The following is a 20,574-nucleotide window of genomic DNA, read 5'->3' on the forward strand; positions in this document are numbered from 1 at the left end:
CCCCTGGATCCCCACTGGCCGCTGCCCTTCGTGTTGCCCGATGCGGTGCTGTTGAGTACCCACTTCGATACTTCGCAACTGGCCCACGATGATTTCCAGCGCAGCGCCATCGAAGCGCCGGCGACCATCCAACGCTCCGTCGCCAAACGGCAGGCGGAGTTTCTTGCCGGGCGGGTCTGCGCGCGGGCCGCGTTGCAGCAATTGGAAGGCTTGAATTTCAGCCCGGCCATCGGCGAAGACCGCGCGCCGGTCTGGCCGGCGCATATCAGTGGCTCGATCACCCACAGCACCGGCCGGGCAGCGGCCATCGTCGCGCAGAAAAACCATTGGCGCGGTTTGGGCATGGACCTGGAAAACCTGCTCAATGCCGAACGCGCCGAACGCCTGGCCGGGGAAATTCTCACCGCGCCGGAATTAAAGCGCATGGCCGCAGGGCCGAGAGATCAATTGGCGTTGCTGGTGACCCTGACTTTTTCGGTGAAAGAAAGTCTGTTCAAGGCGCTCTATCCGATCGTTCAGCAGCGCTTTTATTTTGAACACGCTGAAGTGCTGGAGTGGACTGAGGCAGGTGAAGTACGGCTGCGATTGCTGACCGATCTGTCCGGCGAATGGCGCAACGGTACCGAGCTGGATGCGCAATTTGGGGTCAAGGATGGGCAGTTGTTGAGTCTGGTCAGTATCAAGGCCTGAGGACGCCATCATTCACCACGCATCTCACCGCTTTTCCTGATTCCTCGGCCAACTCAAACTGAAACACGCCCCGCCCAGGCTTTTGCTCTTGCCGATCAACGCCCGCCCGTCATGCCAATGGATGATGCGCCGCACAATCGACAGCCCCAACCCATGCCCGCCCGAAGCCCGGGTGCGGCTGTCATCCAGGCGCAGGAACGGGGTGAAGATTTTTTCCCAGGCCAGTTCCGGTACGCCCGGCCCGTCATCCTCGACATCCACCCGGCACCGCTGCTGCCCCACCTGATAACTGATGGTGACCCGTGATTGCGCGTGGCGCATGGCATTGCTCACCAGGTTCTGCAAGGCGCGATGCAGGTAACGCGGTTCGGCCTCGACCCAGGCGTCGTCGCAATCGGCCGCCGACAGGCACAACCCGCGCAGCACCGTGACATCGGCGCGCAACGGCGCCAGCTCCTCGATCACTTGATTGACCAGTGCATCCAGATCGATGCGCTGGAAATTCAGTGCCGGCGAACCTTGCTCCAGCCGTGCATAGGTCAGCATCTCGTCCACCAATCGGTCGAGATCTTCGATGTCGTGGTCCATGCCTTCGCAGTATTTTTCCAGGGCTTGCGGCGTGGTGGCAGAACCGATCATCTCCAGCCCGAAACGCAGGCGCGCCACCGGTGTACGCAACTCGTGAGACACGGCGCGTACCAGTTCACGCTGGATCGCCAGCAGTTGTTGCAAGTGCTCGGCCATACCATTGAACGCCGATGCCAGACGCCCCACCGAGTCTGCACCGCGCGCCGGCACCCGGGTTTCCAGACTGCCCTTGGCAATTCGCGTGGCGGCGGCTTCCAACCCGCGCAAGCGACGCTCCAGTTGCCGCACCAGCAAATAGACGATCAAACCGATCAGGGTCAGGCCCAGTGCAGCAATCAGCACCAGCCACTCAGGCGGATATGGATTCATCTGATACAGCGGGCCGATTTCCAGTACCCACGGCGTGCCAACCATGCCGGCGAACACCCGGATCGAATCGCCGCCCTTGCCCAGCGCCATGACCGTATCGCCTTCGGACACCCGACGACTCTGGTCTTCGTCCATGTCGGCGTCTTCGACCGTGACCAGGCGCAAGTCGAAACCGAACCCCTTGTCCTGCTTCAATTGCGCCAACCGTACGGGTTGCTCGCCGACCGGGTATCGCACCAGTTCGTCAGTCAGCAGGTAAATGGTGGCCCGCGCCAGCTGCTCGCTGATCTGCTGGACTTCGCCCGTGAGCACCAGCTGTTCCTTGTCGCTGACCAGCCGGTAAACCTTCGCCGCATGCGGACCGGTCTGCTCAACCAGCGCCTGGCCGCGCAGCACGCGCGTGCGCTGCGTGAGGTCGAGGTCGGTCTGGTTAAAGGTTTTCAGCGCCAGCGGAATACCCAGCAAACGCTCCCACACCAGCAAGGCGCGGTGGCGTTCGGTCTGGTTCATCGGTTGCAGATTGTCGGCCATCAGCGAAAACGTGCCGTGGGCCAGGCGCTCGCGGTACTGCTCGCTGCGCACCTGGTTGAGCATGTGCAACGCCAGCACGCCCAATACCGCCACCAGAATCAGCGCGGCGCACATGCCGCCATAAATACGCAGGAAGATCGAGTTCACAGGGTTGGGTCTACGCAGGCCTCGGGAACGAACAGGTAACCTTTGCTGCGCACGGTCTTGATCAGCCGTGGGTGATCCGGGTCGTCGCCAATTTTTGGACGGATGCGCGAGATACGCACGTCGATGGAACGGTCCTGGCCGTCATAGCCGATGCCGCGCAGCGCGGTGAAGATTTCTTCCCGGGACAGAATGCGTCCGGCGTTGGACACCAACAGCCAGAGCAGGTCGAACTCGGCGCTGGTCAGTTCGATACCGTTGTCATTCAGCCAGGCTTCGCGCAATGCGTTGTCCACCACCAGCGGGCCGAATTGCAAGCGCCGTTGTTTTTCCGGGGCCGCCTCGGGCGCTTCGCTGCGTCGCAGCAACGCCTGGATACGCGCCAACAAAAGACGCGGGCGCACGGGTTTGCAGACATAGTCGTCGGCGCCCAGGTCGAGTCCGAGGATCTGGTCGGTGTCGTCGGTGCGGGCGGTGAGCATCAGGATCGGGCCGTCATAGCGATCACGCACCTTGCGGCAGATGCTCAGGCCATCTTCGCCGGGAAGCATCAGATCAAGGATCACCAGGTCTGGCTGCTCCTTGATGATGCGCGCCGCGGCCAGGGCGCCATTGCCCTCGATCGACACACGCAGGCCGTTGGCTTCCAGGTAATCTCGGGTCAGTTCGGCCAGACGCTGGTCGTCTTCCACAATCAATACCTGCCACGCTTGCTGCTCCACGGGTGACCTCTTCTTGCCAATAACACTAATAAGGAAGGATCCGCCCGTCTTTTTGTAATGATTGGGGAGGATAAAGTGCATACATGCTGGCCGATTGTATAAACGTCGCCCGCGCAGAACACAAGCCGCTAAATGCGTTCGGACACGGCAGATTTTTGTGATAGGGTTCGCGCCCTTAAAAATCTGCCCGGCCGTTTTCGCTCGTTGAAAATCGATGAAAAAAGGTCCGGTCCAGCAGCATCGCGGCCTACACGCCGATTCCATCTTTCACACACAATTTACGCACAGGTTTATCCACAGGTAGTACGTTGCAATGCCCCCCCAAAACGCATTATCTTGTACCCCGGCGTGAAAAAAACCCTAGATGTAGGGTTTTACGCAAAAAACCAAACACAAACCAGACACCAATTTCAAGCGCTTTTATTGCCTCTGTCCGGTTGAACCAAACGTATTTTCGAAAGACCAAACCGCGCGTGCGGATGGCTACTGTATTTCGGCCCAAAAGGGTGAAAACGGTACGGGTGTTGCAGTCCCCAACTGTCACCTCAAAGGACCCCGGTCTTGCGCCTCTGGCGTGAGACCAAAGACTTCGGCATGGAAGCGGCGCCCATATAGCACCCTTCCTACTGTCCCGAAGTTGTTATGCCCGGCACTCGCCGGTTGTAGTGCTTCAGGACGGAACGGTGGGCACCGTGATGGTGCCCAAACAAACATAGAGAACGTGGAGACACCCATGCAAACCGACACAACTCGCGAGAACCCGCAGGGCACCTTGCCGCAGGCCGCTGATTCGAATTCGGATCTGTCCGCCACCGCGCCGGGCCAGCTTCGCGTGATCAAGCGTAACGGCACTGTCGTTCCTTACACCGATGACAAAATCACCGTCGCTATCACCAAGGCGTTTCTCGCAGTTGAAGGCGGCACCGCTGCCGCTTCGTCGCGAATCCACGACACCGTTGCCCGCCTGACCGAACAGGTCACCGCCACCTTCAAGCGTCGCATGCCATCGGGCGGCACCATCCACATCGAAGAAATCCAGGACCAGGTTGAACTGGCCCTGATGCGTGCCGGCGAGCAGAAAGTGGCTCGCGACTATGTGATCTACCGTGACGGTCGTTCCAAAGAACGCGCTGCCCACGCGCCGGCCGAGGAAGCGGTCAACGCTCACCCGTCGATCCGCATTACCCGCACCGACGGTAGCCTGGCACCGCTGGACATGGGTCGCCTGAACACCATCGTCACCGAAGCGTGCGAAGGCCTGGAAGAAGTCGATGGCGACCTGATCCAGCGCGAAACCCTGAAAAACCTGTACGACGGCGTGGCCCTGACCGACGTCAACACCGCCCTGGTGATGACCGCCCGTACCCTGGTCGAGCGTGAGCCGAACTACTCGTTCGTGACCGCCCGCCTGCTGATGGACACCCTGCGTGCCGAAGGCCTGGGCTTCCTCGGTGTCGCCGAGAGCGCGACCCACCACGAAATGGTCGACCTGTACGCCAAGGCCCTGCCGGCCTACATCGCCAAGGGTATCGAATTCGAATTGCTGAACCCGATCCTGGCCACTTTCGACCTGGAAAAACTCGGCAAGGCGATCAACCACGAGCGCGACCAGCAGTTCACTTACCTGGGCCTGCAAACCCTGTACGACCGTTACTTCATCCACAAGGATGGCGTGCGTTTCGAACTGCCACAGATCTTCTTCATGCGCGTGGCCATGGGCCTGGCGATCGAAGAGAAGCAGAAAGAAGACCGTGCGATCGAGTTCTACAACCTGTTGTCGTCCTTCGACTACATGTCGTCGACCCCAACCCTGTTCAACGCCGGTACCCTGCGTCCACAGCTGTCCAGCTGCTACCTGACCACCGTGCCGGACGACCTGTCGGGCATCTACCACGCGATCCACGACAACGCCATGTTGTCGAAATTCGCTGGAGGCCTGGGCAACGACTGGACGCCGGTTCGTGCGCTGGGTTCGTACATCAAGGGCACCAACGGCAAATCCCAGGGCGTCGTACCGTTCCTCAAAGTAGTGAACGACACCGCCGTTGCCGTTAACCAGGGTGGCAAGCGCAAAGGCGCTGTGTGTGCCTACCTGGAAACCTGGCACATGGACATCGAAGAGTTCATCGAGCTGCGCAAGAACACCGGTGATGATCGCCGTCGTACCCACGACATGAACACCGCCAACTGGATCCCTGACCTGTTCATGAAGCGCGTCTTCGATGACGGCAAATGGACCCTGTTCTCGCCGTCTGAAGTTCCAGACCTGCATGACCTGACCGGCAAGGCCTTCGAAGAGCGTTACGAGTACTACGAAGCCCTGACCGAGTACCCGGGCAAGGTCAAGCTGTTCAAGACCATCCAGGCCAAAGACCTGTGGCGCAAAATGCTGTCCATGCTGTTTGAAACCGGCCACCCATGGCTGACCTTCAAAGACCCGTGCAACCTGCGTAGCCCGCAGCAGCACGTCGGCGTGGTCCACAGCTCGAACCTGTGCACCGAGATCACCTTGAACACCAACAAGGACGAGATCGCCGTTTGCAACCTGGGCTCGATCAACCTGCCGAACCACATCGTCAACGGCAAGCTGGACACCGCCAAGCTGGAACGCACCGTGAACACCGCCGTGCGCATGCTCGATAACGTGATCGACATCAACTACTACTCGGTGCCACAAGCGAAGAACTCCAACTTCAAGCACCGTCCGGTCGGCCTCGGCATCATGGGCTTCCAGGACGCGTTGTACCTGCAGCACATCCCTTACGGTTCCGACGCTGCCGTCGAGTTCGCCGACAAGTCGATGGAAGCGGTCAGCTACTTCGCGATCCAGGCTTCCTGCGACCTGGCTGACGAGCGTGGCGCCTACGAGACGTTCCAGGGTTCGCTGTGGTCCAAGGGCATCCTGCCGCTGGATTCGCAACAGATCCTGATCGAAGCCCGTGGCCAGAAGTACATCGACGTTGACCTGAACGAAACCCTGGACTGGGCACCGGTTCGCGCCCGTGTACAAAAAGGTATTCGCAACTCCAACATCATGGCCATCGCACCGACCGCGACCATCGCCAACATCACTGGCGTATCGCAGTCGATCGAACCGACCTACCAGAACCTCTATGTGAAATCGAACCTGTCGGGCGAATTCACCGTGATCAACCCGTACCTGGTTCGCGACCTCAAGGCTCGCGGTCTGTGGGACTCGGTCATGATCAACGACCTGAAGTACTACGACGGTTCGGTGCAGCAGATCGAGCGCATCCCGCAAGAACTCAAAGAGCTCTACGCGACTGCGTTCGAAGTGGACACCAAGTGGATCGTTGACGCGGCAAGCCGTCGTCAGAAGTGGATCGACCAGGCTCAGTCGCTGAACCTGTACATCGCTGGCGCTTCGGGCAAGAAACTGGACGTGACCTACCGCATGGCCTGGTACCGTGGTCTGAAAACCACTTACTACCTCCGCGCCCTGGCCGCGACCAGCACCGAGAAGTCGACCATCAACACCGGCAAGCTGAACGCTGTTTCCAGCGGCGGCAACCACGGTGACGATTCGGTCCTGGCTGCTCCAGCCGGTCCTGCTCCAGTGCCGAAGGCTTGCGCCATCGACGAGCCGGATTGCGAAGCTTGCCAATAAGCTGAGCCGGTAGGCGCTGCAAGGCGCTTATATAAAACCCCCGATCAGTCCTCTGGATTATCGGGGGTTTTCTTTTTGTAGGAGCCGGCTTGCTGGCGATCCAGACGCCGCGGTCATTCAGGCAGACAGCGTCATCGTTTATCGCCAGCAAGCCGGCTCCTACACATTTCAGGGCATGTGATGTAAGCGCCGTATTGTGCTCACCTGAAACCCCCGATGAGCTTCTGGCTGATCGGGGGGTTCCTTTTGCCTTCTCTTTAAGATCAAAGGATCGCAGCCTGCGGCAGCTCCTACATTGAAATGCGATCCACCTGTAGGAGCTGCCGCAGGCTGCGATCCTTTGATCTATCACCCACAAAAAAGCCCCTCTTGCGAGGGGCTCCTTGTGCAGCGTTTTCAACTAACCCGCATCAGGTCATCTGAATGATGGTCTGCATGATGGTGCTTTGGGTGGAGATGGTCTTGGCGTTCGCCTGGTAGTTGCTCTGCGCCTTGATCAAATCGACCAGCTCGTTGGTCAGGTTGACGTTGGACTCTTCCAGGGAGTTGGAAACGATCTGACCCAAGGATCCGGTTTCCGGTGCGTCGTAACCAGGAATGCCCGATGCGTAGGTTTCCTTCCAGCTGGTACCGCCTACTTGCTGCAAACCTTGCTCGTTGGTGAAACTGGCCAACGAAATCTGGCCGATTGGCTTGGTCTGGTAGTTGCTGAAGTTGGCCAACAACACACCGCTGCCGTCGATGGTCAGGCTGGTGATCTGGCCAGTGGCATAGCCGTTCTGCGCCGGAATCGAACGTGCAGTGTCGGCGTTGAATTGCGTGGTGTTGGCCATCGAAATGGTTACACCCGCCGGGTCGGCGCTTGCACCATTGGCGGTCCAGACACCATCAGTGACGGAGCCCGGAGTCCAGTTGGTGATTTTCAAGTCGCTACTGATAATCGGCGCAGGCGTCGGAACGGTCGGCGGAACGGTTGGCGGAACCGGCGTGCTGACCGAAACCAGTTTGCCGCTCGAATCGAACGACATGGTCGAAGGAATCGGAGCAGTCACGGCAGGGTCGCTGCCATCCGGGTTGCGACCATCGATCAGGGTGTAGGTTTGCCAAGTGTTCGGACCCGTCTTGACCATGTACTGGTCCATGTCGTGCTGGTTACCCTGGGTATCGAAAACCGGGGTAGTGAACTGCTTGGTGTAAGTGGCTGGCTTGCTCGGGTCGAACTTGTTCGTGGCAACCGTCTGGTCAATTACCTCAGCCGTGGAGTTCAGGTTGATCGTCGACGACACGCTGTTGGTGGCCTTTGGGGCCAGGTTAGAGGTATCGATGCGCAGGTCAGTCAACACGCCATTGAGAATCTTGCCATTGGCATCCACGCCGTAGCCCTGCAAACGCGCAGTGCCGTCGGTGTTGGTGACGTAACCTTCCTTGTCGGTCTTGAAAGTACCGGCACGGGTGTACGTCAGCGCGCCGTTGTTGCTCAGCACGAAGAAACCCGAACCCTGGATACCCATGTCGAGCACGTTGCCGGTGCTGTTCACGTCACCCTGGCTAAACTGTTGGGAAACGTTGGCCAGACGCACGCCGTTACCGACGGTCTTGCTGCCGGTACCCAGTTTGGTCGCTGAGTACACGTCTTCGAATTCTGTACGGGACGACTTGAAACCTGTGGTCGCGACGTTGGCGATGTTGTTGCCGGTCACGTCCAGTTGTTTGTTGGCTGCATAGAGACCGCTAAGGCCGATGTTGAAAGACATATTCCACTCCTTTATGCCGTGCTAGTCGGCTCTATATACCAATGGTTTGCACTTTGGACAGGGCGATGCTGCCCAGTCCGGCCAGATTGAGCATCAACTCACCGCCGGTCTGGCTGATGGTCACGCTGTTGACGGTCGCTGGCAGGTTGGTGATCAGCGATACGGCCTGACTGTCGATGGTGGTCGAAGCGGCAAAGGTGTAAGTGCCCGAGGCTGCAACCTCACCCGCGTCGTTCTTGCCATCCCAGGTGAAGTCGGCGTTGCCGGCACTTTGGGAGCCCATGTCGATGGTGCGTACCACCTTGCCATCCGCGTCGGTGATCTTCAGCGTGGCGCTCGACACCGCCGACGGCATTGCGACCGTACCCTTGAGGGGCTTGGAAGTGTCGACCACCGCCTTGTCGCCTGGAGCAATGACCGTACGCCCAACCAGCGACGAGGCCTGCAATGCCTGGGACGAGTTGTAGTTACTGGCGATACCCGTAACGGTGTCATTGAGGGTGGTGATCCCTTCCAGGCTACTGAATTGAGCCAACTGCGCCACAAACTCGCCGTTGTCCTGGGGCTCCAGCGGGTTCTGGTTTTTCAGCTGCGTTACCAGCAACTGCAGGAACGCGTCCTTGCCCAGGGCTTGTTTGCCCGTGGCGCTGCCGGTTGCCCCTGCCAGACCGTCCGTCGTGGTGTTGGTCTTGACCGAAGAGTTGGCCAGGATGTCGTTGAGGCTCAAACCGCTGGTGGTATCGGTAACACTCATCTGAGTCGCCCCTTATCACTGACCGAGGGTCAGGACTTTCTGCATCATGGTTTTGGCGGTGTTCATCATTTCGGCGTTGGTCTGGAACGATCGGCTCGCGGAAATCATGTCGGCCATTTCCTCAACCACGTTGACGTTCGGGTAGTAGACGTAACCCTTGGCATCGGCAGCCGGATGGTTCGGCTCATAACGCGCTTCAAGATTGCTCTGATCTTCGACCACGCCCATGACCTGCACACCTTGGCCGGCCGCGTCCTGGTTCTGGAACAGCGAATCGCTACCGCCACTCTGGCCACCCTGGAACATGGTGGCGAACACCGGGTGACGCGCACGGTAGGTCTGATCGATGCTCGACGAGACCGTCTCGGCGTTGGCAATGTTCGAAGCAACGGTGTTCAAGCGAGTGGTCTGCGCACTCATGCCGCTACCGGCAATGTTGAAAACACTGGATAGAGACATGACTTACTCTCCGCGCAGGGCTGACACCAGCCCTTTGAATTTGCTGTTGAGCAGGGTGAAGCTGGCCTGGAAGCCGACGGCGTTTTCCGCGTAGTTCGACTGTTCCAGTTGGGCGTCCACGGTGTTCTGGTCGATCGACGGTTGCATCGGCGTGCGATACATCAGCGACTCATCGCCATTGCCCAGGCCTTCGGCTTCGATGTGACGGCTGTTGGTCATGTTCAAGGCGAACGTGCCGTTCTTGGCCTTATCGTTCTGCGCCTCGAGCACTTTCGAGAATTCCAGATCCCGCGCCTTGTAGTTCGGGGTATCGGCGTTGGCGATGTTGTTGGCCAGGACTTCGGCACGCTGGGCGCGGAAGCCCAGTGCCTTTTCGTGAATGCCGAGCGCTTTATCGAAGCTGATGCTCATGTCGGGAAACCTTCGGGTGACCTGATTTTTCGTACGATGAACATAGCAAGCGTCATGCCAATTCAAAAAAGCCCATAAACCGGGGCTTTGCGGGCAGTGGCAACGCGGCAATGCCAGAAAAGCGGCAACCGGCTTCCGCTGGATGCCGCTTTTCTGCCGCTTGGCCTCACCCTGTAGGAGCCGGCTTGCTGGCGATGAACGATGACGCGGTCTGTCTGGATGACTGCGGCGCCTGGATCGCCAGCAAGCCGGCTCCTACATGCGGTGTCAGTTGGAAATCATCGGGCAAAAAAAACGGGAGTCTTTGAGGACTCCCGTTTTTGATGACACCGAATGAATCATTTCGCCTGGTAGATAATCCCCGGGCTGCACTGGACCATCTGGTAATGATCGGGCAATCCGTTCAGCGCTTCGGAAGCACCGAGGAACAGATAACCGCCGGGCTTCAACGTGCTGTGGATACGCAACAGGATGTCCTTCTTAACCTCGGCGGAGAAGTAGATCAGCACGTTGCGGCAGAACACGATGTCAAACTTGCCGAGGCTCGCGTAGCTGTCCAGCAGGTTGAACGAACGAAACTCCACCCGACTCTTGATCGGCGCCTTGATAGCCCAGCGACCCGGCCCTTTCGGATCAAAGTAACGCTGCAACCGCTCCGGCGACAGACCACGACCGATGGCCAGGCTGTCGTACTCGCCGGTCTTGCAGTTGTTCAGCATGGTACCGGACAGATCAGTGGCAACGATCTGCACGCCCATCCTCAACTGGCCCATGTTGACCCGCTCGAACTCGTCGATGGACATCGACAGCGAGTACGGCTCCTGACCCGACGAACAGGCCGCCGACCAAATCCGCAAGCGCTGGCCGGGACTGGCCTTGATCGCCTCGGGCAGCACTTTGTTCTTCAGGACTTCAAATGGATAGGTGTCACGAAACCACAGGGTTTCGTTGGTGGTCATGGCATCCACTACCTGCTCACGCAAACCGCTGCGCGGCTGGGTTTGCATGCGCTGGACAAGCTCACCCAACGACTTGATGCCTTGCTGTTCCATCAGCTTGTTGAGACGGCTCGAGACCAGATACTGCTTGTTTTCACCGAGCAAAATGCCACAGGCTTTTTCCAGGAATACCCGGAACTGTTCGAAATCCAAATTACCCGTAGACAATGCTGCCGCCTCTAAAATCGTGTTGACTGCCAGGGACCGAACGCCCCTAGTTGATGTCTGCTGCTTTGATCCGGTCGACTACCCGGGATGCCAGGTCATCAGGTCGGAATTTGGCAAGGAAGTCATCGGCACCGACCTTCTTGACCATCGCCTGATTGAACACACCCGACAACGAAGTATGCAGGATGATATGAAGCTTTTGCATGCGAGGGTCGTTGCGGATCTCGGCCGTCAGCGTGTATCCGTCCATCTCCGGCATCTCTATGTCGGAGATCATCATCAGGAACTCATCTTCGGGCTTCTTCCCCTCGTCGACCAGTTTGCGCAGGTAATCCAGCGCTTGCCGGCCGTCGTTCAACGCCACCACTTCGACACCGACCGTTTGCAGGCAACGCGTGACCTGCTTGCGCGCCACCGACGAGTCATCGACCGTCAGCACGCGCAAGGACAGCGCCTTGTGCTGGGTTTCGACATCGACCACACCCACGGAAATCGCTTCCGGCGTCGGCGCCACTTCCGCCAGCACCTTCTCGACGTCGATGATTTCGACTAACTGATTGTCGACCCGAGTCACTGCCGTGAGGTAGTGATCGCGCCCGGTGCCCTTGGGTGGCGGATGAATCTCTTCCCAGTTCATGTTCACAATGCGCTCCACCGAACGCACCAGGAAACCCTGGGTCTTGGTGTTGTACTCCGTGATGATCACGAAAGGATTGTTCTTGTCCTTCAACGCACCGGAGCCGGTTGCCATCGCCAGATCCAGGATCGGAATGGTCGCCCCCCGAATGTTCGCCACGCCGCACACGACAGGACTGGACTTGGGCATCAACGTCAATTTCGGGCATTGCAGCACCTCCCGCACCTTGAACACGTTGATCCCATACAGCTGCTGGCCGTCGAGACGGAACAACAACAGCTCAAGGCGATTCTGCCCCACCAGTTGCGTGCGCTGGTTCACCGAATCCATTACACCAGCCATGCCCAGACTCCTAAACCAACGCTAAGTGTTGTTGCGACGCACATTCATCACTAAACGGCACGGCGCTTGCTTTTTATCTCTTCATGAACACAGAACCGACATTTTCCCGACGCCTGACCACGCTCTACCGCAAATGCCTCGGCGTGTTGGCGGCTGTGTGCCTGTTCAACGCTGGCAGCCCTGCCCTTGCTGACGCGGTTACCTTGCCTGACATGCTTATCGGCGTCACCCAGGGCTTTCTTGAATTCACCGTAGAGGACTATCTGGCAACCAGTCAAACGGAAGGTCGCTATGAAATCCAGGTCAACCAGCTCGATCCACGCATGCACATGCCAATGTGCGACAAGGAATTGACAGCCACGCTGGAGAGCCCGGCCAAGCCGTTGGGGCGCGTCACGGTCAAGGTTCGCTGTGAGGGTTCGTCCCCCTGGACGGTCTTCGTACCCGCTCAAGTGCGCCTGTTTCGCGACGTTGTGACCACCGCCCGACCGCTGCGGCGCGCGGGTATCGTCGAGCCTGCAGATGTCCTTCTGCGCGAGCGCGATATCAGTCTGATCAGCCAGGGCTACCTGACCTCCGTGGATCAGGCGATCGGGCAACGACTTACCCGACCAATGGTCGCTGATCAGGTGATTACCTTGGTGAATCTCGAACAGGCGGAAGTGATCCGCAAGGGCGATCAGGTGGTGATTACCGCCCGCAGTGGTACGCTCAGCGTGCGCATGCCGGGCGAAGCGCTGGCCAACGGCGGCATGAGCGAACAGATCCGAGTGAAAAACCTCAACTCCAAGCGAGTGATCAAGGCGCAAGTGACCGCGCCGGGCCAGGTGGAAGTGTCCATGTAGGAACCTCTTTTGGTGAAGCTGTGGCGCTGACCGAGGCTGTTCCCTAAACTGTGTCCCATGCCGGGCAAACGCTGACGCGCGCACGCTCATTGATAAATGGGCCTAAAGTTTTTCAGGGAAGGGCCGAAAACATGGCAAGCGTCCAAATTCCCAGAGGTTTTTTATCATGGTCATTGATTTCAGCCGTTTGAACAGCTCCTCGTCACTTACGGGCAGTACACGTACCAGCGCCACCAAGGAAACCGCCGAAGCTGGCAACTCCGCGCCGCTGAATACCCCGGCCGAACAGGCCAGTACCGTCAAAAGCGGGGAATCGGTACATCTCAGCAATGAGGCTCAGCAGTTGCAAAAGGTCACTGATACGCTGCGCGATCAGCCTGTCGTCGACAACGCCCGCGTGGCCGAGTTGAAAGCAGCGATTGCCGATGGCAGCTACAAAGTCGACAGCAACCGTGTAGCCAGCAAACTGCTCAACTTCGAAGCCCAGCGCTAGGCCACGGCCGGCGCCAGGCTTTTGGACGCTTAAAACCCAAGGCCAGCCATGCACGACACTAATTTATTGCAACTGATCACCGACGACTTTGCTCCAGCGCAACATTTGCTCGAGCTGCTGCAGACCGAGTCCCTCGCCTTGCATGGCCGCGACATGCCTCTACTTGAAGATGTTCTCGCGCAGAAACAGGCGCTGATCATTTTGCTCGAACAGCATGGCCGCAAGCGCAGTGAAATTCTTGCCAGCCTCAACCTGCCGACCAACCGTAGCGGTTTGGAGCAACTGGCAAGCCAGTCGAGCGTTGGTGAGGCGTTGCTTACGCAAAGCGATGTACTGACCGATCTCCTGGCCCAGTGCCAAGCCACCAATGCCAGCAATGGCCAGTCAATCCTGGTGCAGCAAGCTGCCACGGCTACCCAGCTGAAAATCCTCACCGGCGGCGAACCTCCCGCGCTCTACGATGCCAGCGGATCATTCTCCAAGCTTGTGAAACCGCGCCCGCTCAGTCAGGCTTAAGCCGGTCGATGAGCCCCCTCTATCAAGTCGCGAAACATGCTGGCAATATGCTGGCTCGCCGTAGTCAAATTTTGTCTGGAGATTGATTAACCGTGTCCAATGCCTTAAGTGCGGAAGATTCTCCGCAGCCACCCAAGGTGCTCAGCACGCCTCTGGAAATCTCCAGCAACCTGCGCCAGTTGCACGAAAGTCATGACCCGCTAATCATCACCTTCAACGAGCGCAGCCAGCGCTTCCAGACCTATCTGGTGGCCGTTGACCGTGACAGCAACATGATTGCCCTGGACGAGATGATTCCGCGTGACGGCGAACGCTTTTTGATGGCCGGCGAGCCGTTCAAGATCGAAGGCTTCCACGAAGGCGTGCGAATTGCCTGGGAAAGCAACGGTCCGATGACCCTCGACGAATCCAGTGGTAGTCGCTGCTACCGTGGCACCCTGCCCGACGAGGTGGTCTACCACCAGCGTCGCAATGCGTTCCGTGCTGCCTTGAAGCTGGCCCAATTGGTCGATGTCGATCTGGATGGCGAGAAACTCAAGACGCCGATCAGTGGCAAACTGCTGGACATCTCGGCCACCGGTTGCAAACTGCGCTTCGCCGGCGACATCACTGGCAGTCTGCAATTAGGTCAGGTCTACGACCGCTTCATGGCCGCCCTGCCTTTCGGCAATATGACGGCGCCGGTCGAACTGCGTTATCTGCATTTCGAAGAAAAGATCTCCACTACTTTCGCCGGTGTACGCTTCCATAACATGAGCGGGCTGGTACAGCGCCAGGTCGAGCGATTCGTCTACCAGTTGCAACGCGAAGCGCGGCGCTTCGACAAAGACGATTTCTGATACAGCAGTAAAAATAAAAAACGGGCAGTCCCTTGCGGTGACTGCCCGTTTTTTATGCCTGGATTTTAAGGCCGGGCTTCAGTGAAGCTTTGCTCTCGACCCGCGTCAGGGTCTTTCGGTTGAGGATCGCTTTCAGGTTCGGCCTCCGATTCAGGAGTCATCTCCGGATCGACCGGGTTCTGCATCTGATCCTGTACCACCTGCTCATCGACCCGCGGATCGAGGCAAGCCACCAGCGGCGAGCTCGACATACTGTCCGGCATGGCGACGTGATGCAGCGGCGCGTCGTCCACCTGATGCAGATTGGTCACCGCTTTCGGGCGGATTCGCCACACCAGCACCAACGCGAAGAAGCTGAAAAATGCATAGAGCATCTGGCTGCCGAACAGCTTCATCAGCACGCCAGCGGCCAGCGGACCGATGCTGGCACCAACGCCGTAGGTCACCAGCAACATTGCCGTCAGTGATACCCGACGGTCCGCCTCAACGTGGTCATTGGAGAACGCTACCGCCAGCGGATAAAGGCAGAACTTCACCAGCGAGCAGAGGAACCCGGCGATAAACAACACCTCAAGTGGCACCTGTTTCAAAATCGCCAACGGCAACGCGGCAAGGGCCAGTATCAGCGCAAAACAGCGGATCAACAGCGCCCGGTCATAACGGTCGGACAACCAGCCCAACGGCCACTGCACCAGCAGACCGGCAAAAATGCAGCTACCCATGAACAGACCGACCTGCTCCGTGGACAACCCTTGCTGCGAGGCATACAGCGGCGCCAGACCGTAGAACGAACCGATGATCAGCCCCGCGCCCAGCACAGTGCTCAGCGACTGCGGCACGCGCTTGATGAAGAACCGCGGCTCCATCGGCGCCGGATGCAATGGCGCCGGGTGAATTCGCCGGGTCAGGGCGACAGGTACCAGACACAGGGCAAAGCACAGCGCGACCAGCATCAACAGTTCCAAACCCAGCCCTGGGTGCATGACCAGAATCAACTGACCCAGCACCAGCCCCAGGTACGAGGCGATCATGTAGCCGCTGAACACCGCACCACGCTGCGAAGCTTCGGCCTGCTCATTGAGCCAGCTCTCGATGACCATGTACTGGCACATCATGCCAAGGCCGACGATGACCCGCAGGAATAGCCAGGCGGGCAACCAGTCGACCAACCCATGACCGAGCACCGCCGCGCCGACGATCCCGGCGCAGGCGGAATAGGCCCGGATATGCCCGACCCGGGCAATCAGGCGATGGCCGATCTTGCCGCCCAGCACCAGGCCGAAATAGTTGGCCGCCATCAACGCACCGACCCACAAACTGTCGACATTATCAGCCGCCAGGCGCAAGCCCAGGTAAGTACTCAGCAAGCCGGAGCCGATCAACATCATCAGCGAGGCGAAATACAGCGCTCGAAAGGGTTTCCAGATTTGGCGCATCGGCGTTCCGAGCGGCTCCTTGCAGTGAGAATCGGGCTACCGAAAAGATAGCCCCATATAGACGGTGCGTCAGGCCTGGGCTGCTAGAACACGCCGTTCCCAGGGAGTAATTTCATCATAGAAACTGGTCAACTCCATGGTCTTCGAAGCGATGTAGCCTTCGATGAACTCCTCGCCGAACAGTTCCTTCGCCAATTGGCTACGTTTCAGACGTTCAAGTGCTGCATGCAAGGTACAGGGTAACGAAAGATTGTCCGGCACTTCGAATTCGCCCTGGATCGGCTCACTCGGCTCCAGTCGGTGCTCAATGCCATGCAACCCCGCGGCCAGACTCGCCGCGATCGCCAGATACGGGTTGGCATCAGCCCCAGGCAATCGGTTTTCGACCCGACGAGCGACCGGCGAACTGGCCGGAATGCGCAACCCGGCCGCCCGATTGTCATGGGACCAGCAGGCATTATTCGGTGATGCGAAGGGATGGCACAAGCGCTGATACGAGTTCACGTTCGGTGCAAACAGCGCGGTGAAGTCCGCCATTGCGGCCTGCTGGCCGGCGATGAAATGACGGAACGTCGCCGTCGCCTGACCGGCCTCGTCACTGAACACGTTTTGTCCGGTGCCGATATCGACGATGCTCTGGTGAATATGCATCGAACTGCCTGGCGTATGCGCCAATGGTTTGGCCATGCAAACCACGATCAAACCGTGCTTGAGCGCAATTTCTTTCAGCAAATGTTTGAACAGGAATGTCTGGTCGGCCAGCAGCAGCGGATCGCCGTGCAGCAGGTTGATCTCGAACTGACTGACACCCATTTCGTGCATGAAGGTATCGCGAGGCAGGCCCAACGCGGCCATGGCTTCATAGACCTCACTGAAGAAAGGCCGCAATCCGTTATTGGAACTGACACTGAACGCCAAATGCCCCTCCTCACGACGGCCATCCAGGCCCACTGGCGGCAGGAAGGGTTGAGTCGGGTCGGTGTTGGAAGCAAAGACAAAAAACTCCACTTCGGTCGCCACCACCGGCGCCAAGCCAAGAGTCGCGTACCGAGCGATGACTGATTTGAGCAGGCCACGCGTTGAGAGACTGGAACTTGCGCCGGTCAACTCGTCCGCATCACAAATGGCGAATGCGCGCGGTTGCGTGCTCCAGGGCAAGCGATGGATCTGCGCTGGGTCTGGAACCAGCGCCAGGTCACCATCATCACTACCGTAAAAACGCGCTGGCGGGTATCCGCCCATGATGCATTGCAGCAGTACACCCCGCGCCATCTGCAAACGCCGCCCTGCAAGGAAACCCTCGGAGGTCATCACCTTGCCCCGTGGCACGCCATTCAAATCCGGCGTGACACATTCAATCTCATCAATGCCCGTCAATCGCTGAGCGAGTGAACCCAGGCCATCGGTTGTCATGACGCAATCCTTGTTGTTGTACGGGCCGCGAACGGCGACCCGTACAAAATAGGCTCCGCGTGTTCAGAATATCAAGCAGGTCGAGAACAAAATGTAGAAGCTGCGTTTTTTCAGGGCAGGTAGAGATTGAAGACGCCACCACCCAAGGGGCCGCCGTTGCTGATTTCGGTGCGCCCGCCGACACCATTACGCTGATGCAACGCTGCAATCCGGCCGGCAAAATACAGACCCAACCCGGTACTGCCGCTGCTGTGATTAATGCCTTGTACGTAATCGGCCTGACGCTCAATCATCTCGGCTGGATAACCTTCGCCATCGTCGTTGATGGTCAGCACCAGTTGCCCGGCCTCGTCACTGACGCTGACCAACACCGCATGACGCGCAAAACGAATGGCATTGTTGATGCTGTTGGCCAGCACCGAAGCGATCAATTCACGATCGAAGAAACCCAGCGGGCTCAACGGATCGACTTCGTAGGTCGCGGCAATACCACGGCTCGCGAAGACATCTTGATGACACGCCAATTGTGCTTCGATGAAGTCGTCCAGTTCGTGATAGGCAGGTTGCAGGGGCATCTGGTTGACACCCAGTTTGTAGAGGCCCAGCAACTGCACCAACAATCCGTTGAGGTGAGCGAACTCGAATTCGATCACGCCCTGTTCCGGGGTGACGCGCGCAGGGTCGGGCAGTTTCGCCAGCCATTGGCTGTGGGCCTGCATCAGCATGGCCAAAGAATTCTTCATGTCGTGCACGGTGGAAGCAATCACCGTGGAGAAATCCAGTGCCTGCTGATTGTCGTTCATTCGCCAAATGCCTTGCTTTTCAGCTTTTGATAACGTGGGTAACGTGCGTCGCTGTCAGGCATCAAACCGACCATTTTCAGGCAGGTTCGACATTCTTCGAGCTCGGCCGAGGGCGCACTGGTATCGGTGCCATGCAAGAGTGCCTGCGCCATGTTCAACGCGATACTGATGTTCTTTGGCTGCAGCGCCAGGGCTTTGCGGAAGACATCCCGCGCCTCAACGAGATTGCCGGTCTTGTAGACCCGTACGCCTTGACGGTTGAGATCAGCCGCGGCATTGCCGGAATTGAGGATCGTCGGGTCATCGGTGAGCTTGGCGATGTCTTTCATGACCGCCGGATCGTCGCCGTAAATTTCCGCACAGTTTTTCAGCATCGAGGCGCCCGCTTGCGGCTTCCCGAGCATTTGCAGTTGCTTGGCCACCAATAGCGCCGCTTCGGCACTCATGAACTGCTCCATGCCGTCGAGACGCATCATGGCTTGCTCGGTGAGCTTCTCTGCGGTTTCGCCGTCATTAAGCAGCAGACTGGTGGCTTTCATCAGCCGCGCACGAATTTGCAGGCCAGGATCGGTGGGGTTCTCTTTGGCCACGGCACTCAATGTCGTATTGATTTCCAGCCGGGTCCGGGTATCCAGACCTCTTTCGCTGCCTTTGCTGATCAAGGCGTGGGCCAGCCCAAGATTACTTTCCGCATCCTTGAAGCGTGACTGGGCACCTTGCGAAACTGCCTGGCGGTAGGCTCTGGAGGCGGTGTCAAAATCTTCGTTGGTCATCGCCAACTTACCCAGTAGCGCTTGCCGACGCACCGCCAGCGGTGACAATCGAATGGCTTCCTCCAGCACGTTTTGGGCTGCCTTGGTGTCCCCTTCGGCGACCAGCACATCGGCCATCCCGTCATAGAGCGCCGGCATCATCGGGAACACCTTAAGGGCTTTTTCGTAGACACCCTTGGCTTGCTTGACCTGCCCCCGCTTGAACAGCAACTGCCCCAGACCGGCAAATGCCCACGGCAGAGGACGATCAGCAATAATGCTGTCGTACAGGCGTTCCAACGCTTCATTCTGATTCAGGTCACGCAAGGCATCAGCCCGGTAGCGCAGGCACAACGGCGAATAGCGGATATCTTGCTTGCAGAGGGCGATGCAGGCATTGAGCACCTCAACCGGCTTACCCCGATCAAGCGCTTGCAGTATCGGCTTGAGCAGAGTCTTGCGCTGCACCAAACGCTCCAGGCGCTGGGCCAGTCCGGCGCGATTGAAAGGCTTGGTCAGGTAGGCATCGGGTTCGTGCTCCAGAGCACTGAGCACCATGGCCTGGCTGGTTTCAGCAGTGACCATGACGAAAACACTTTCGTGGCTGATCAACTTCTCGATCATCAAATCTTCGAGAACCTGCTGACCGTTCTTCTTGCCATCGCCCAGATGGAAATCCTGCAGGATAAAGTCGTAAGACTTCTGCGAACACATTTTCAGCGCCTGTTCGCCCGTGTCGGCAGTGTCCACATCCTTGACGCCTAGCTCCCGCAGCATGGACCTGACCGAGCTACGGAAATCCGAGAAATCATCGACGATCAAAAAACTCTTTTGGTGATACGACAGCATCGAAGATTTCCAGGCAATTTAAGAAGAAGAACCGAAGGCAATAAACAAACAGGATCAGCTTCACCTGCCCATTCCGGCGCGCAGATGATAGCCAGTAGCCATAACCTATCAAGCGATTTTTCTTAAACTGCATTTTCAAAATGAAGGCAAGAAGAAGTGAAGATCGCTGTACCAAATGGTTATCGGCCGCTAGTAGCGTTCTCTTGAAGCGACAGGCGCGCATTCGCTCCGCTGAGTATCGAAACGTCGGATAGATGACGGCGTGGAAACCAGGACTGTTGCGCCACCCACTTTCCTGCGGGCAAAACAAAACCCCAACTGCTTTCGCAATTGGGGTTTCGGAATTTAATCTTGACGATGACCTACTCTCACATGGGGAAACCCCACACTACCATCGGCGATGCATCGTTTCACTGCTGAGTTCGGGATGGGA

The 20,574-nt window shown here is 58.2% G+C and carries 18 protein-coding genes; 6 read left to right on the forward strand and 12 right to left on the reverse strand.

The window, feature by feature from the left end; all coding sequences use genetic code 11:
* Nucleotides 1-690, forward strand: a 690-nt coding sequence (locus KGB21_RS28485) for a 4'-phosphopantetheinyl transferase (RefSeq protein WP_223507466.1), incomplete at its 5' end; no start/stop codon positions are given.
* Between the two features lie 24 nt (nucleotides 691-714).
* Here KGB21_RS28485 and KGB21_RS28490 read toward each other — a convergent pair.
* Nucleotides 715-2,325: an ATP-binding protein gene (locus KGB21_RS28490; protein WP_223507467.1), complete on the reverse strand. Its 1,611-nt coding sequence runs from the start codon at nucleotides 2,323-2,325 to the stop codon at nucleotides 715-717.
* Complete coding sequence (locus tag KGB21_RS28495) at nucleotides 2,322-3,044, reverse strand: winged helix-turn-helix domain-containing protein (protein ID WP_034146136.1); 723 nt, start codon at nucleotides 3,042-3,044, stop codon at nucleotides 2,322-2,324. Before KGB21_RS28495 ends, KGB21_RS28490 begins: the two co-directional genes overlap by 4 nt.
* Nucleotides 3,045-3,777: 733 nt before the next feature.
* Between KGB21_RS28495 and KGB21_RS28500 the strand changes: the two genes are divergently transcribed.
* Nucleotides 3,778-6,672: a ribonucleoside-diphosphate reductase subunit alpha gene (locus KGB21_RS28500; RefSeq protein ID WP_034146135.1), complete on the forward strand. Its 2,895-nt coding sequence runs from the start codon at nucleotides 3,778-3,780 to the stop codon at nucleotides 6,670-6,672.
* Nucleotides 6,673-7,082: 410 nt separating this feature from the next.
* Here the strand turns inward: KGB21_RS28500 and flgE are convergent, their stop codons facing one another.
* From flgE to KGB21_RS28530, 6 genes are all read right to left on the reverse strand, one after another.
* The gene (flgE, locus tag KGB21_RS28505) at nucleotides 7,083-8,426 is read right to left on the reverse strand and encodes a flagellar hook protein FlgE (protein ID WP_034146134.1); all 1,344 of its coding nucleotides are present in this window, start codon (nucleotides 8,424-8,426) and stop codon (nucleotides 7,083-7,085) included.
* A gap of 31 nt (nucleotides 8,427-8,457) precedes the next feature.
* Nucleotides 8,458-9,180, reverse strand: coding sequence for a flagellar hook assembly protein FlgD (flgD, locus tag KGB21_RS28510; protein ID WP_034146133.1), 723 nt, complete (start codon nucleotides 9,178-9,180; stop codon nucleotides 8,458-8,460).
* Nucleotides 9,181-9,195: 15 nt separating this feature from the next.
* Entirely contained in the window at nucleotides 9,196-9,639 is a 444-nt protein-coding gene (gene flgC / locus KGB21_RS28515; protein WP_034146132.1) for a flagellar basal body rod protein FlgC, read from the reverse strand.
* A 3-nt stretch (nucleotides 9,640-9,642) separates the two neighbouring features.
* Nucleotides 9,643-10,050 carry a flagellar basal body rod protein FlgB gene (flgB, locus tag KGB21_RS28520; RefSeq protein ID WP_034146131.1) on the reverse strand — a complete coding sequence of 136 codons (408 nt, stop codon included), beginning with the start codon at nucleotides 10,048-10,050 and terminating at the stop codon, nucleotides 9,643-9,645.
* A 338-nt stretch (nucleotides 10,051-10,388) separates the two neighbouring features.
* Nucleotides 10,389-11,216, reverse strand: a complete 828-nt coding sequence (gene cheR, locus KGB21_RS28525; RefSeq protein ID WP_007980127.1) for a protein-glutamate O-methyltransferase CheR — start codon at nucleotides 11,214-11,216, stop codon at nucleotides 10,389-10,391.
* Nucleotides 11,217-11,262: 46 nt separating this feature from the next.
* Nucleotides 11,263-12,195 (reverse strand): chemotaxis protein CheV, encoded by a 933-nt coding sequence (locus tag KGB21_RS28530; protein ID WP_223507468.1) that lies wholly within the window; start codon nucleotides 12,193-12,195, stop codon nucleotides 11,263-11,265.
* A gap of 83 nt (nucleotides 12,196-12,278) precedes the next feature.
* Between KGB21_RS28530 and flgA the strand changes: the two genes are divergently transcribed.
* The 4 genes from flgA to KGB21_RS28550 all read left to right on the forward strand — a co-directional run bounded on the left by flgA (nucleotide 12,279) and on the right by KGB21_RS28550 (nucleotide 14,888).
* On the forward strand, nucleotides 12,279-13,040 hold the full coding sequence (gene flgA, locus KGB21_RS28535) for a flagellar basal body P-ring formation chaperone FlgA (protein WP_034146129.1): 762 nt from the start codon (nucleotides 12,279-12,281) through the stop codon (nucleotides 13,038-13,040).
* A 166-nt stretch (nucleotides 13,041-13,206) separates the two neighbouring features.
* Nucleotides 13,207-13,533 carry a flagellar biosynthesis anti-sigma factor FlgM gene (flgM, locus tag KGB21_RS28540; RefSeq protein WP_223507469.1) on the forward strand — a complete coding sequence of 109 codons (327 nt, stop codon included), beginning with the start codon at nucleotides 13,207-13,209 and terminating at the stop codon, nucleotides 13,531-13,533.
* 48 nt (nucleotides 13,534-13,581) lie between these two features.
* Entirely contained in the window at nucleotides 13,582-14,049 is a 468-nt protein-coding gene (locus KGB21_RS28545) for a flagella synthesis protein FlgN (protein WP_034146127.1), read from the forward strand.
* A 92-nt stretch (nucleotides 14,050-14,141) separates the two neighbouring features.
* A complete protein-coding gene (locus KGB21_RS28550) occupies nucleotides 14,142-14,888 on the forward strand; it encodes a flagellar brake protein (protein WP_223507470.1) in 747 nt (248 codons plus the stop codon).
* A 65-nt stretch (nucleotides 14,889-14,953) separates the two neighbouring features.
* Here KGB21_RS28550 and KGB21_RS28555 read toward each other — a convergent pair whose 3' ends face one another.
* The 4 genes from KGB21_RS28555 to KGB21_RS28570 all read right to left on the reverse strand — a co-directional run bounded on the left by KGB21_RS28555 (nucleotide 14,954) and on the right by KGB21_RS28570 (nucleotide 20,141).
* On the reverse strand, nucleotides 14,954-16,324 hold the full coding sequence (locus tag KGB21_RS28555; RefSeq protein WP_034146125.1) for an MFS transporter: 1,371 nt from the start codon (nucleotides 16,322-16,324) through the stop codon (nucleotides 14,954-14,956).
* A 69-nt stretch (nucleotides 16,325-16,393) separates the two neighbouring features.
* Nucleotides 16,394-17,635 (reverse strand): glutamine synthetase family protein, encoded by a 1,242-nt coding sequence (locus KGB21_RS28560; RefSeq protein ID WP_223507472.1) that lies wholly within the window; start codon nucleotides 17,633-17,635, stop codon nucleotides 16,394-16,396.
* A 212-nt stretch (nucleotides 17,636-17,847) separates the two neighbouring features.
* The gene (locus tag KGB21_RS28565; protein WP_034146123.1) at nucleotides 17,848-18,540 is read right to left on the reverse strand and encodes a sensor histidine kinase; all 693 of its coding nucleotides are present in this window, start codon (nucleotides 18,538-18,540) and stop codon (nucleotides 17,848-17,850) included.
* Entirely contained in the window at nucleotides 18,537-20,141 is a 1,605-nt protein-coding gene (locus tag KGB21_RS28570) for a tetratricopeptide repeat-containing response regulator (protein ID WP_223507471.1), read from the reverse strand. Before KGB21_RS28570 ends, KGB21_RS28565 begins: the two co-directional genes overlap by 4 nt.
* Nucleotides 20,142-20,574: the final 433 nt, after the last annotated feature.

Origin of the sequence: Pseudomonas sp. GL-RE-29 (assembly GCF_019947275.1) — a bacterium.
GTDB lineage: Bacteria > Pseudomonadota > Gammaproteobacteria > Pseudomonadales > Pseudomonadaceae > Aquipseudomonas > Aquipseudomonas fluorescens_A.